Raw genomic sequence first — 13,873 nt, 5'->3', positions numbered from 1 at the left:
AGGGCGCTTTACAATTAAACACATAAAAATATTAATAAAAGGGGCTTTTTCTTATGGGATTTTTAAGCCGCATTCGACGACTCATTTCTGGCCAGCCACAACTGTCTGGCGGAATAGCTATTTTAGCGCCTGTATCGGGTGAAATAGTAGCTATTGAAAAAGTACCAGATGTCGTTTTTGCAGAAAAAATTGTCGGCGATGGCATTGCTATCGATCCTAAAGGCGAATTTATCGTTGCGCCAATTGATGGCACCATCGGCAAAATTTTTGAAACAAATCACGCCTTCAGTATTGAGTCTCCACAGGGCCTAGAGCTGTTTGTTCACTTTGGGGTTGGCACGGTTGAACTTAGAGGAAATGGCTTTAAACGTTTAGCCGAAGAAGGCCAACAAGTTAAAGCTGGCCAACCTATTTTGTCGTTTGACTTGGCTTTTTTACGTGACAACGTAGAAAGTTTATTAACGCCTGTCGTGCTGGCAAACATGGAAGATGTGACTAAATTAGACAAAGCCCAAGGTTCAGTCATCGCCGGCAAAGATGTTATTTTTACGGTGCAAATGTAACGCGACTGTCTGCTGCTAAGATGCAAGCGAGCTTAGCTTGCATCTTATGAATTCTATTCAAAACACGCCATTACCCTTGTCCAAGGCGCGACTCAATGCCACAATGATCTTATAAATTTGATTTGCTGCCCTCTCACATATTATCAGCAGAGTCAGTGTAGCGGTCTTGTTCCCCTTGTTCACATCAACCGATAAAAAAGGAGCGCTCCTTTGACGTTATACGGCATTAAAAATTGCGATACCGTTCGTAAAGCACGCAAATGGTTAGAAGCAGAAAAAATTGATTACACTTTTCATGATTTTCGTGAGGATGGCCTAACAACTGACATGGTTAATCAATGGGTTAGCACAGTGGGTTGGGAAGTATTATTTAATAAACGCAGCACAAGTTTTCGCAGCCTAAACGACGCCGACAAAGCCGATATAACACAAGACAAAGCCATTGCTCTTATGGTTGAGCATCCAACGTTAATTAAACGTCCGGTCTTGGTTAAACAAAACAACATCCTAATCGGTTTTAAAGCTGAACAATACCAAGCGTGGTTTGCGTAATGACGAATGAAGTAATTGAATTAACAAAAGAGCTCATCTCCCGCCCATCGGTCACACCACTCGATGAAGGCTGCCAAACATTAATGGCTAACCGCTTAGCAGCTATTGGTTTTGATATTGAACCTATGGTTTTTGAAGATACCACCAACATGTGGGCCAGACGCGGAAAGGGTCAACCAGTATTTTGTTTTGCAGGTCATACCGATGTCGTGCCAACGGGCGACTTAAATCGTTGGCATACCCCCCCTTTTGAACCCACGATAATTGATGATTATATTCATGGTCGCGGCGCAGCCGACATGAAAGGCTCATTAGCCGCCATGATTGTTGCCACCGAGCGCTTTGTTGCAAAACATCCCGATCATAATGGTTCAATTGCTTACCTCATCACCAGTGATGAAGAAGGTCCATTTATCAACGGTACCACGCGTGTTATCGACACCCTAGAAGAGCGAAATGAAAAAATCACTTGGGCGTTAGTCGGCGAGCCATCTTCAACACATAAACTCGGTGATGTTGTTAAAAATGGTCGTCGTGGTAGCTTAACCGGCCACCTAACCGTGAATGGAATTCAAGGTCATGTAGCTTACCCTCACCTTGCAGACAACCCTATTCACAAAGCATCACCTGCGTTAGCTGAATTGGCGCAAATGCATTGGGACAATGGTAACGAGTTTTTCCCGCCGACCAGTTTTCAAATTGCCAACATTAATGGTGGCACAGGCGCATCGAACGTGATCCCAGGGGATCTTAAGGTGATGTTTAACTTCCGTTACTCAACAGAAGTAACCGCAGAAGAGTTAATCAGTCGCGTGGTCAACATTCTCGATGCGCACGGACTCGATTACGATATTGATTGGGTTTTTAACGGCTTACCCTTTTTAACTGGCGACGGCCCACTGCTTGATGCAACCCGTGACGCAATTCGTGAAGTCACAGGCTATGATACCGATCCGCAAACCTCAGGCGGAACATCAGATGGACGCTTTATTGCTCCTACTGGCGCACAAGTGATTGAACTGGGCCCAGTGAATGCCACCATCCATAAAGTGAATGAATGCGTTAAAGTGTCCGATCTTGAAGTATTAGCCAATTGCTATGAGCGTATTTTGGAAAAACTATTGTGCAATTAACATCGCAGCTCATTGTGGATATTCCTAGGCACCAACAAAAACTGTATGGCTTAGACGCCCATCATTTGATGCCTGTTGGGGAGTTTTTACTTGAGCCGCGCACCGCTGCGGCATTTGCCGAGATGCAATTTGCCGCAGCAAAAAATGGATTCGACTTACAAATATGTTCAGCTTATCGCCCCTTTGAGCGGCAAGTGCATATTTGGAATGCTAAAGCATCGGGCAAACGATCTTTATTAGATATTGAGTCAAACCCCATCGATTTTGCCTCGCTAAATGAACAACAACTTATCGACACTATTTTGATTTGGTCCGCCTTACCTGGCGCATCAAGGCATCATTGGGGCACAGATATCGATGTATACGATGCCAAACACATAAGTAAACAGTCGCTGCAATTAGTCAGTGCAGAATACCAAGCAAACGGCCCCTGTTTTGCCCTGCACCAATGGCTCACTCATCACGCGCAGCAATATGGTTTTTATTTTCCTTATCAAGCACAAAAAAGTGGTGTCAGCCCAGAACCATGGCATTTAAGCTACTTCCCTGTCGCCACAGATTACCTAAGTCAGTTTCGGGTCGATGAATTAGCAAAAGTGTTGTCTCAGGCGCAAATATCATTACAATCGCCGCTAATTGAACGATTAACCGAATTAGTTAATCAGTATGTTTTTTATGTCGCGCCTTCTCCGGCTTAACGCCCGCGTGTCACCTAGATAAATGAGCCAACAGCTATGTCAACCATATTACCCAGTATCATTATTGACCAACACCCGCTGCATTATATTGATAAAGGCAGTGGCCCTGTGGTGGTGTTTTGTCACGGTTTATTAGCCAATGGCCACATGTGGCAAGCACAAATAGAGGCGTTATCTACACAGTATCGTTGCATTGCAATCGATTTTTGGGGGCACGGACAAAGCCAAAGCATCCCCGCCGAGTGCAACAATTTACAAGATGTCGCCAAACACGTATTGCAGTTACTCGATGCACTTGCAATTGATAATATCGCTGTCATTGGCCACGGCAGTGGTGGAGCTGTGGCTGCCGAAATGGTATTAATGGCCCCCACACGCGTACATGCTTTAGTCATGCTAAACAGTTTTGTGGGGTTTGAGCCACAAGTTAACTGTATAAAATATCAAGGTTTTATGGCAAAAGTGGCTAATGAACAAACCATATCAGATGAGCTCGCGACAAGCATAACTGAACTATTTTTTAGTAAAAATGCCAAAGAACTTAGCCAGCAAAACCAACCATTAACTCTAGCGATAGCGGCATTTCACCAGCAACTAAGCCACATCAGTACTCAACAAATCGCCCCTTTACTGAAATTCGCCAATATGGCAATTTTTAAACGTGACACATTAGAGTTTGTCGAGACATTAACCTTGCCGACATTAGTCGCGGTGGGTCTTGATGGCCATTTGCGCACCGCATTAGAAAGCTATTTAATGCACGACAGCATAGATGGCAGTCAATTACTGCATATTGAACAAGCAGGCCATTTAGCCAATATAGAAAAAGCCGATTTGTTCAACCAGCATGTTATTGAATTTCTGAATAAAGTGAATTTTACTTAATCAAGTAAAAGGATAGACCAGATCTTGTCACATTACTGATATACTCGTCATTTTATAACATCATGTCAGTCAATATTGATCGACATCTTACAGAATAATCCGGGCGCCAATGAAACTTCTAAAATCATTATTTGACAATAATCGCCGTTGGGCTGAGCGGATCAACAAAGAAGATCCAACGTTTTTTGAGCAACTAGCAAAACAACAAAATCCCGAGTATTTGTGGATTGGTTGCTCCGACAGTCGAGTCCCTTCAAACCAAATCATTGACCTATTACCTGGCGAAGTGTTTGTGCACCGTAATATCGCGAACATGGTTATTCACACCGATTTAAACTGTTTGTCTGTGCTGCAATATGCTGTCGATGTGTTGAAAGTGAAACACATTATGGTCGTTGGCCATTATGGCTGTGGTGGTGTGCGCGCAGCAATGGGCACCCAGCGTTTCGGGTTAATTGATAACTGGCTTGGTCACCTACGTGATATTCACCGTATACATCATGCCGATCTTGAGTCGATGACAGAACAACAGCGATTTGACCGTTTATGCGAATTAAACGTCATGGAACAAGTCTCTAATGTGGTATCAACTAACATTATTCAAGAAGCATGGGACCGCGGCCAAGACGTGGCCATTCATGGCTGGATTTACGGCATCAATAATGGTTTGTTAACTGATTTAGACGTGACAATTGACCGAGTACACGGGCGTAACATTCCTTAACTCAGTCATCACCTTATCTCCTCGCAATGGCCTGCATTACCACTTAACCTTCTTTGTTAATGTGCAGGCCTTTGATTAGCAAATACTCTAATGGTGTTAGCCTATTCAGAAATCAGCGTTCACAACTCTCCCCCCCCCAATTTAACCTAAACTCTGGATGATTGATGCATTGATAATTTAACAATAATCAATACGTTATAATATTTAATTAATCATTGATGGCTCAGCGATAATGTAAAGGGCTTAATGAAACGAGTAACAAAAAAGATGATAAAAGGCTATTTGAAAGGGTTTATTATCTAAGGCTCAGGCTATTTATTAACAATGATAATAATAAAGATGCAGATTTAAATATTACCTTGTATATAATGGCTTCTCTGGCGTAATCAAGGCACTGGCACCTAAGTGCGATTAACGCATAACCTATTAAATTATTGAGGATAAATGTTTATCTTCGATGTGTGATGTCTTCAACCAGTAGGGCGAATGTAATGAACGTAACTCTCATCATCCCAGCACGATATGGCTCAAGCCGTTTTCCTGGCAAGCCACTTGCCCTTATTGCAGGTAAACCAATGATCCAGCGCGTATACGAACGTGCAGCACTGGCAACAGGAATAGACAATATATACGTTGCCACCGATGACGACAGAATAAAAAACACCGTCGAAGGATTTGGCGGTAAAGCGGTAATGACAGATCCAGACGCCGCCTCGGGTACAGACCGCATTAACGATGCCATTGAACGTTTAGGCTTAAGTGATGATGACCTCGTCATTAATTTACAGGGCGATCAACCCTTAATAGACCCAAGTGCTATAGAGCAGATGGTGAGTTTATTTCAACAGCATCCAGGTGAGTTTGAAATGGCGACATTAGGCTTTCAAATTACCGAAGAAAAAGAATTAGACGATCCCATGCACGTAAAAGTGGTGTTTGATAACAACCATAATGCACTGTACTTCTCCCGTGCTCGCATTCCATTTGGCCGAGATATCAAAGAGTACCCGGTTTACAAACACATTGGGGTTTACGCTTATACCAAACGTTTTATTAATACCTTTGCTAAGTTACCGTTAGGTAGATTGGAAGATATTGAAAAATTAGAGCAATTACGCGCATTAGAAAACGGCTATAAAATTAAAGTCGTAATAAGCAAATACAACGCACCAGAAGTCGATGTACCTAGCGATATTGATAAATGCGAACGCATTTTAGCAGCAAACTAAAGCCTATCATCCCGTAACTAACTATAATAAGGTGGTGTTAATTCACCACCACTGGGGAGCAACACATGAGCTTAGAAGGCTATGAAGTCTGGCTGATCATCATTTTAGTATTGGGCGTTATTGCCAGCAATATCGCCGTGCTAAAGTATTCAGCTAAATTTAAAATGCCACAATTTGGTGATCCTAAAGAGCATAAAGGCAAACCAACAGCAAATGATGAAGATAAAGTCGCAACCAATCACCATTCAAGCGAGACAGATAAAAACGATAATAAGCCCAATCGTTAACTTAACGCGTAAAAAAACGCTAGTCATTAACAATGACTAGCGTTTTTTATTAGATACCGTGTTTATTCGTTATCAAGTGCCACTTTAGGTGAAGAGGCATTAGGCCACGCATTAATTACCGCTTTCACTAACGAGGCCAACGGAATCGCAAAAAAGACTCCCCATACGCCCCATAATCCGCCAAAAACTAACACAGCTGCAATAATGACCACTGGGTGTAAATCCACAGCGTCTGAAAACAATATTGGCACTAACACGTTGCCATCTAATGCCTGAATAATGCCGTAACCTAGCATTAAATAACCAAATTCAGCACTAAAACCCCACTGAAAAAAGGCCACTAATGCAATCGGCAATGTCACCAAAGTGGCACCAACGTATGGTATCAACACAGACAAGCCTGTTAGTACCCCTAACAAAGCCGAATAACGTAGCCCCATCACAGCAAAAAAGATATAGCTCACCACACCAACGATTACAATTTCAATCACTTTACCGCGAATGTAATTAAATATTTGTTGGTCCATCTCAAACCATACTGTTCTGGCAAGATCACGATTTGCAGGGAAAAAACGTTTACTGCCTTTCATTAACTGATCTTTATCTTTTAGAAAGAAAAATACCAACAATGGCACTAAAATAGCGTACACCATTAACACCAATAATGACGCAGAATAACCTAACAACTGCTTGCCTAAATCTAACAAGTGCTGAGTATCAAGCATCTTGTTCACTTCTTCCATCATTGAGTCCAATTGCGAAGCGCTGACAAATTGCGGATATTCCGCACTAAACTCTCTAACAATAAGCATGCCCTTGTCTATCATTGTCGGTAAGTCAGTGACTAATGACACCCCCTGGCGCCAAATACTGGGCACTAATCCCAACATTAAAATCAACATTACACCGAGAAATACCACCAACACGATCGTGGCCGCAGCCGTGCGACTAATCCCTAGTCGAGACATTTGCGCAACAGGCCACTCAAGTAAAAATGCTAACACTAGCGCCACTAATAGCGGCGCTAACAATCCAGCACCAAAGTACAACGCAAGCCCAATACCGATAATAATAAACATCAAGGTAATGGCCTGGGGATCGCTAAAACGGGTTTTGTACCACTCTGTTAAAAATGCCAGCATTGAACAACCTTTATATAAAAAACACTAATTAGTTTGTTTTGGTAATTATCATAGACAAACAATGCGACTCATCTTTGATGATTTCAATACCAAAACCCATTTTTTTCATTAATAAGGGAACATCTCGACGTGAACCGTGGTCAGATAAAAGGACATGTAAGGTTTCACCCACTTGTAGCTCCTTAAGTAAAAGTTTCACTTTAACTAAAGGATACGGGCAAGAATACGGTGTTAAATCAATAAAAATCATTATGAGCTTGCTTTAATCATTCTAGGCCTATTATCCTAGCTTGAACAACAAACCACAAGCGATGTTGCAAAACCAACTTGTGCGTTAAGCCAAGAACTTACGACTCATTTAGCATTATAGGTTTCGCTTGCGTAAATTATCATTATCAGCCTTTTCAAAAGCATTAACAGCTACAGCCATTAGTATTGTCTTTGCTGGCAGTATTGCCCACAGCTTCGCCAACAATGATCTTCCCGATCTGGGCACCGCAGCAGTCAACACATTCAGTTTAGAAAAAGAAAGCGTTTACGGTGATGCCTACATGCGAGTGATTCGCTCATCTGCACCCGTACTTAATGATCCAGTATTAACCCAATATTTATCTGAGCTTGGTAACAAACTCGTGGCCAACGCGACTGGAGTAAAAACCCCCTTTTATTTCTTTTTACTGCGTAATGATGAAATCAACGCATTTGCTTTTTTCGGTGGCCATGTTGGGGTGCATACTGGGTTATTTTTAAATGCCGAAAATGAAAGTGAGTTAGCCTCTGTACTCGCCCACGAAGTCACTCACGTAACCCAGCGACATTTAGCGCGCTCACTTGAAGCACAACAAAAAAGTTCAACAGCCACCATTGCAGGTATGTTAGGTGCGATTTTACTCACTATTGCTGCGCCACAAGCAGGTATGGCAGCATTAGCAACAACACAAGCACTATCAACCCAATCAAAAATTAACTATACCCGCTTGCATGAAAAAGAGGCCGACCGCATAGGTATGCAAATATTGGTTGATGCCGGTTTTGATCCCAATGCCGCAGCGACATTTTTTGGCCAACTTGCAGCGCGTTATCGTTTTTCGACAACCCCGCCACAAATGTTGTTGACTCACCCATTGCCAGAATCTCGAATTACCGAAGCCCGCAACCGAGCCGCGCAATACCCTAAGCGTATTGTACCCGACAGTTTAAACTATCAATTAGCTAAAGCGCGTATTCAAGTGCGTTTTTCAAATTACAGCGACGATGGTGCATTGTCATTATTTGAGCAGCAGTTAAAGAAGAATAACTACACCTTTGAAGACGCAGCACTATACGGTAAAGCCTTGGCCTTATTTCGTTTAGAAAAATTTGCTCAAGCTGAAGCCATCATAGATACCCTGCTAAAAAAAGATGATAATAATTTATTTTATCTCGACACTAAAACCGACCTATTAGCCCAAAAGAAAGACTATGCATCTGCCATTGCTTTACTCGAAGGGCAACGTAAATTAAAGCCAACATCGCAAGTGATTAATACCAACTTGGCACATATTTATGTCGAAGCCGATCAAGCTTTAAAAGCCATCCCACTGCTTGAAGAGCTCATTTTTTTCGACAAGCAAAACATGTTGCCATATCAAATAATGGCCGATGCATATCGCAAGCTTGATAACAAAGCGCTCGAATATTACAGCAATGCTGAAATTATGGCGCTAACGGCTAACTATCAAGGCGCAATCGATCAATTAAACTATGCCTATCGTTATTCTGAAGGACAAACTTTACAACTGGCACGTATAGAGGCGAGGATCCGTCAGTTTAGACAAGCAGACAGGGATCTTGAACAGTTCAAGTAATCATAACGCAGTAACGTTAGTCGTAAATATTTGATAGAATAATGGCAAACTGATTGTTTGCCATTTTTTATGACGGAAGTTGCCCATGACAAAAACTAAAACAACGATTTTCCATAATCCGCGCTGTTCTAAAAGCCGTGAGACCCTTGCATTACTTGAGGCAAATGGCGCAGACATTACTGTCGTTGAATACTTAAAACAGCCGCCTAGTGTCGCAGAAATTCGTACAATATTATCTTTACTCGGTCTCTCTGCCCGTCAAATAATGCGCACAAAAGAAGATGAATACAAAGCCCAGCATTTAGATGATACAACACTCACAGAAGAACAACTTATCGCCTCGATGGTGGCTACACCTAAATTAATTGAACGTCCAATCGTACTGGCTAATAACAAAGCAGCCATTGGCCGTCCGCCCGAAAATGTCCTGACCATTCTTTAACGAGTAACATAATGACTTCACAGACCTTGTTTCAATTAAGCCGTATTGGTTATCTTGCGCTACTCCTACTGCTAAGTGGTTGGTTTATCCAACAAGGTATTAATGGAACTTATTCGCTAGGGTTCAGTTTAATTTGGATTATACCTTTACTGTTTCCCCTTAAAGGTATTCTTACTGGTAATCCGTACACCTATGCCTGGGCTAGCTTTATTTTATGTGTATATTTACTCCATGGTTTAACACTGGCATACATCACTACAGACGCGTTTGTCTTTGCACTCATTGAATCAGTATTGATTTGTATTTTATTGGTGACCTTCCCGTTTTATGCCCGCAAACGCGGCCGCGAATTGGGCCTAGGATTAAAGAAAAAATCTGAACAGAATAGTTAACCTGAGCTCGGGATAATAAATGCCTTTCAAACAGTCCTTTGCCCTGCTCACTGCGTTGAATCGACTTACAATAGGCTAGCTATTGACGCGTCAATTCGCCTTGTTAGCAGAACAAAAGACAAGCTTGAAAATGAGAAAGGGTAACATGTTGATTTTAAATAGTATAAGTTCATCCCTTATCCCGAGCTCAGGTTAGTTAAACTTGATTGTGATCATTTAATAAAAAACGCCAAATGAATTCATTTGGCGTTTTTTATTGTCATTTACTATCCATGACTGCGTGTTCGCGACATGGATAAGCGTGATTTATAGCCTAAGCATTTCTTTAATGAACGGAATCGTTAGTTTACGCTGATGCACCATGGATGCTTTATCAAGCTTATCGAGCACATCAAATAAGGTACGTAAATCACGTGCCATACGAGTAAGCAAAAAACGCCCGACGTCATCAGATAACTGCAAGCCACGCATTGCTGCACGGCGTTGTAATGCAGCCAGTTTCTCATCGTCTGCCATTGGTTGAAGTTGGTAAATTAAGCCCCATTGCATCCGCGAGACTAAATCTGGTAGTGAAAACCCCGCCTCAGATGGCGATGCATTACCACTGACAATCAAACGGCAATCTTGCTGCTCTGCAATACGATTATACAGATGAAATATCGCTTCCTCCCACACCGGATGCCCAGCAATAGCTTCAACATCGTCAATGCAGATGAGTTCTAAAGATTCAAGCCCTTCAAACAATGCTGGTGAAATACTGGCATGGATCCCAAGCGGAATATAAAGTGTGCGGCGTTCTAAATCATTTGCATGGGCGCAAGCTGCATGCATTAAATGAGTTCGGCCTGACTTTTCTGGACCATATACATACAAAGAAGACGATAATTTACCTTCTGCGCTAGCCTGAAGCTTCTGGATCAGCTCATCATTACCCGAAGCAGGATAATAACTTTGAAAGGTTTCATCGTCGGGTAAATAAACGGGCAAAGATAATTGTCTTGGTGAGTTTTGTGTCACTCAGATAGGTCTCAACATCAAAAACGAACTAGGGTTATTATACATGTAAGCGCCCTGTATTCACAGAGCGCTAGTTTCGCCGTGTTATTGGCCCAACCATTGATACATTAACTGTGGTTGCGAAGCCTCTGATTTTTGTTGATAAAATGAGTCTACACTGCCCATAGTGTCTAATTTTGATAATCGACTATCAATATCAAGTAAGCGCTGTAAATCATCCACATTACTATATAACTCAAGGTTAAAGGTTGCTGTGCTTCCTTTAAATGAGTGCAAACGGATTGACTTAATGGCGCTAAGTTGGCGTAAATACGCTTCTATATTCACCATTTGACTCATGGTATTTAACCCAGAAAAACTGACTTCTGTGGCCACATTACTGCCTGTTGATGCTATTGCATATTGGCTAATATGGTAATCGGCTAAAATACTCATCATACGTTTTACCGCTTGTTGATTATCTGTTGCCTCACCTTGCTGAGCAACCAATGGTTGTAACACACCATTTGTTCTGGTCTTATTAAACAATTTAATCGAAAACATGACCCGGTTGCCTAAGTTTTCAATATTGGCAATGGCAAAATAATCAGACTGGTAACGAGCTGACGCAACAAATACTACATCGGTAAAGCCACCGCGCACATCATTGACCGTTACCCCCATAACATCATCAAGATCCATAATAGGCAACATTATCGGAATACCTTTATTGGCAGACTCTTGATTTAAATCATCACGGATATCAGACAATGACGCATCAGCTAAAATGCTTGGCTCTGCGTTTTCATCTACGGTTAACCACATGAGGGTAAGTGGGCGTTGGCTTCCCCAAACGGGTAAGCCTGCTTCACGCAATTTGGCTACGACGCGCTGATGATCGAAGCTGGCTTTTAACATTAACTCGCCATTTTGCTCAAAATAACCATACTGAGTCAAAATCACTTCAGGATCGTTTATCTGTGCCTTAATCAAGGGATTTAATACCACACTTGGGCTGCCAGAGTTCTTTAAAAATACAGCCGCTAACGCTTCTTTCAGGGCATTATTTTTAACATCGTTTGCACGTGAACTCACCGCAATATCGGCCTCTTCAAGCTTGCTGACTTCAGCGGCCTGCACAAGGGCAATTGAGGTTAATGCAACTAAAGGTAACACAATGAGATTAATTAGTTTTTTAAGCATCTGATAACATAAACGCAGCAAATAAAAGTGACGAAATTATATCATAATAAAAAATGGATAACGAAAACTCTTTTTACAACAGATAAGCATCCTAGTCATTTTGACCAAGTATTGTAGCGATATCAAATAACTATAATCGCAACACAAGTCTAATACAGATTATGAAAACATAAGCATTTATGTGACAATTCGCGCCGTTTAATCAGACGCTCACTTCTAGGGCTTGTTGATCTATGCTGCTTGAATGTTATTCGAGTTAACAATGTTTAGGCCAAGGGAATGGATTGGTGCTTACTCCTATCAGCTACTCGTTATTCCGAAGCATCATTCAATAAAGCGTAAAATAGTGAACGTTTTTAGCCGCCCCCTTCGGCAACGGTTGATGGCCAGTTTTACGGCATTATCGACTTTTTATGTAACATAATAATACCTCAACGTTTTGCCGCGCAGTTATATATGTGACTAATGGCCAACAATTGGCTGTAAAAAACCTTGAAAGGTCAACCGGCCCAAGATAATTATGGAGAAAAATATGAAACGCGTGTTAATTCCGCTACAAGGCGCACAAATGTTATTTGTCGCTTTTGGCGCGCTGGTGTTAATGCCATTATTAACTGGCCTAGATACCAGTGTTGCCCTATTTACAGCAGGTTTCGGTACCCTTCTGTTCCAACTGGTGACTAAACGCCAAGTTCCTATATTTCTAGCATCATCTTTTGCCTTTATTGCGCCCATATTATACGGGGTGCAAACATGGGGGGTCCCAGCCACTATGGGTGGATTAATGGCTGCGGGTCTGGTCTACATGTTACTGGGTTTATCGGTCAAATTACGTGGCACAGGCTTTATCCATAAACTATTACCGCCAGTCGTGGTTGGCCCAGTGATTATGATTATTGGCTTAGGTTTAGCGCCAGTTGCTGTGAATATGGCGCTGGGAAAAAGTGGCGATGGCAGCATAGTAATTGTGGCGCAAAATACCGCGTTGATGATTTCACTCACCGCATTAATCACCACAGTATTGGTTGCGATATTTGCTAAGGGTTTAGTGCGTTTAATGCCCATACTCGCCGGGATTTTAGTTGGTTATGCTGCAAGTTTAGCCTTTGGCATTGTTGACTTTACTCCTGTCACTCAAGCCGCTTGGCTAGCAATGCCCAATTTTGTTGCCCCAGAATTTAATTGGCACGCCATTTTATTCATGATCCCTGTGGCCATTGCCCCTGCGGTCGAACATATTGGCGATATTCTTGCGATATCCAATGTCACAGGCAAAGATTACCTTAAAAAACCGGGCTTGCATCGCACCTTAACCGGCGACGGTATCGCCACCATTGCCGCATCGGCATTGGGTGGTCCACCAAACACCACATACAGCGAAGTCACAGGCGCGGTGACCTTAACCAAAAGCTTTGACCCGCGCATTATGACCTGGACCGCTATCACCGCGATAACATTAGCCTTTGTTGGTAAACTTGGTGCATTAATGCAAACCATACCAGTACCGGTCATGGGCGGTATCATGTGCTTATTATTTGGGTCGATTGCTGCTGTTGGTTTAAATACACTCATTCGGCATCAAGTGGATTTATCTGAACCACGCAATCTAAGTATTGTTGGTGTCACGTTAGTCTTTGGTATTGGCGGCATGGCCTTTGGAATTGGTTCGTTTAGCTTAACGGGCATCAGCTTGTGCGGTATTGTTGCCATTATAATGAACTTAATTTTACCAGTGACAGCAACCCAGCATAAAGAATAAGCTTCGTGATTGAGTGATGTT

General features: G+C 42.2%; 16 protein-coding genes. 12 read left to right on the top strand and 4 right to left on the bottom strand.

Annotated features, from left to right (window positions below):
• Positions 1-53: 53 nt before the first annotated feature.
• The 8 genes from crr to L2703_RS10910 all read left to right on the top strand — a co-directional run bounded on the left by crr (position 54) and on the right by L2703_RS10910 (position 6,071).
• Positions 54-563 (top strand): PTS glucose transporter subunit IIA, encoded by a 510-nt coding sequence (crr, locus tag L2703_RS10945; RefSeq protein ID WP_248971127.1) that lies wholly within the window; start codon positions 54-56, stop codon positions 561-563.
• A gap of 210 nt (positions 564-773) precedes the next feature.
• Positions 774-1,115, top strand: coding sequence for an ArsC family reductase (locus L2703_RS10940; RefSeq protein ID WP_248971126.1), 342 nt, complete (start codon positions 774-776; stop codon positions 1,113-1,115).
• A complete protein-coding gene (gene dapE, locus L2703_RS10935) occupies positions 1,115-2,248 on the top strand; it encodes a succinyl-diaminopimelate desuccinylase (RefSeq protein WP_248971125.1) in 1,134 nt (377 codons plus the stop codon). The genes L2703_RS10940 and dapE overlap by 1 nt, the downstream gene beginning before the upstream one ends.
• On the top strand, positions 2,239-2,946 hold the full coding sequence (locus L2703_RS10930; RefSeq protein WP_248971124.1) for a M15 family metallopeptidase: 708 nt from the start codon (positions 2,239-2,241) through the stop codon (positions 2,944-2,946). The genes dapE and L2703_RS10930 overlap by 10 nt, the downstream gene beginning before the upstream one ends.
• A gap of 36 nt (positions 2,947-2,982) precedes the next feature.
• Positions 2,983-3,831, top strand: a complete 849-nt coding sequence (locus L2703_RS10925; RefSeq protein WP_248971123.1) for an alpha/beta fold hydrolase — start codon at positions 2,983-2,985, stop codon at positions 3,829-3,831.
• 109 nt (positions 3,832-3,940) lie between these two features.
• The gene (can, locus tag L2703_RS10920) at positions 3,941-4,555 is read left to right on the top strand and encodes a carbonate dehydratase (protein WP_248971122.1); all 615 of its coding nucleotides are present in this window, start codon (positions 3,941-3,943) and stop codon (positions 4,553-4,555) included.
• A gap of 491 nt (positions 4,556-5,046) precedes the next feature.
• Positions 5,047-5,784, top strand: coding sequence for a 3-deoxy-manno-octulosonate cytidylyltransferase (gene kdsB, locus L2703_RS10915; protein ID WP_248971121.1), 738 nt, complete (start codon positions 5,047-5,049; stop codon positions 5,782-5,784).
• 65 nt (positions 5,785-5,849) lie between these two features.
• Entirely contained in the window at positions 5,850-6,071 is a 222-nt protein-coding gene (locus L2703_RS10910; RefSeq protein ID WP_248971120.1) for a DUF2897 family protein, read from the top strand.
• Between the two features lie 62 nt (positions 6,072-6,133).
• Here the strand turns inward: L2703_RS10910 and L2703_RS10905 are convergent, their stop codons facing one another.
• The gene (locus tag L2703_RS10905; RefSeq protein ID WP_248971119.1) at positions 6,134-7,213 is read right to left on the bottom strand and encodes an AI-2E family transporter; all 1,080 of its coding nucleotides are present in this window, start codon (positions 7,211-7,213) and stop codon (positions 6,134-6,136) included.
• A gap of 28 nt (positions 7,214-7,241) precedes the next feature.
• Positions 7,242-7,463, bottom strand: coding sequence for a sulfurtransferase TusA family protein (locus tag L2703_RS10900; RefSeq protein WP_248971118.1), 222 nt, complete (start codon positions 7,461-7,463; stop codon positions 7,242-7,244).
• Between the two features lie 127 nt (positions 7,464-7,590).
• On the opposite strand from L2703_RS10900, the gene bepA reads away from it, so the two are divergent.
• The 3 genes from bepA (at position 7,591) to L2703_RS10885 (ending at position 9,894) form a co-directional block, all read left to right on the top strand.
• The gene (bepA, locus tag L2703_RS10895; RefSeq protein ID WP_283107858.1) at positions 7,591-9,060 is read left to right on the top strand and encodes a beta-barrel assembly-enhancing protease; all 1,470 of its coding nucleotides are present in this window, start codon (positions 7,591-7,593) and stop codon (positions 9,058-9,060) included.
• A gap of 85 nt (positions 9,061-9,145) precedes the next feature.
• Positions 9,146-9,502, top strand: coding sequence for an arsenate reductase (glutaredoxin) (arsC, locus tag L2703_RS10890; protein ID WP_248971117.1), 357 nt, complete (start codon positions 9,146-9,148; stop codon positions 9,500-9,502).
• An 11-nt stretch (positions 9,503-9,513) separates the two neighbouring features.
• A complete protein-coding gene (locus L2703_RS10885; protein ID WP_248971116.1) occupies positions 9,514-9,894 on the top strand; it encodes a DUF2069 domain-containing protein in 381 nt (126 codons plus the stop codon).
• 306 nt (positions 9,895-10,200) lie between these two features.
• Here the strand turns inward: L2703_RS10885 and hda are convergent, their stop codons facing one another.
• Positions 10,201-10,911 (bottom strand): DnaA inactivator Hda, encoded by a 711-nt coding sequence (gene hda, locus L2703_RS10880; protein ID WP_248971115.1) that lies wholly within the window; start codon positions 10,909-10,911, stop codon positions 10,201-10,203.
• Between the two features lie 84 nt (positions 10,912-10,995).
• Positions 10,996-12,093: a DUF2066 domain-containing protein gene (locus L2703_RS10875; RefSeq protein WP_248971114.1), complete on the bottom strand. Its 1,098-nt coding sequence runs from the start codon at positions 12,091-12,093 to the stop codon at positions 10,996-10,998.
• A gap of 532 nt (positions 12,094-12,625) precedes the next feature.
• On the opposite strand from L2703_RS10875, the gene L2703_RS10870 reads away from it, so the two are divergent.
• The gene (locus tag L2703_RS10870) at positions 12,626-13,852 is read left to right on the top strand and encodes a uracil-xanthine permease family protein (RefSeq protein WP_248971113.1); all 1,227 of its coding nucleotides are present in this window, start codon (positions 12,626-12,628) and stop codon (positions 13,850-13,852) included.
• Positions 13,853-13,873 lie beyond the last annotated feature (21 nt).

Source organism: Shewanella basaltis (assembly GCF_023283885.1).
In the GTDB taxonomy this organism is placed as follows: domain Bacteria; phylum Pseudomonadota; class Gammaproteobacteria; order Enterobacterales; family Shewanellaceae; genus Shewanella; species Shewanella basaltis.
The sequence above is the reverse complement of the archived record's forward strand: the minus strand, read 5'-3'. Positions and strand labels throughout refer to the sequence as shown.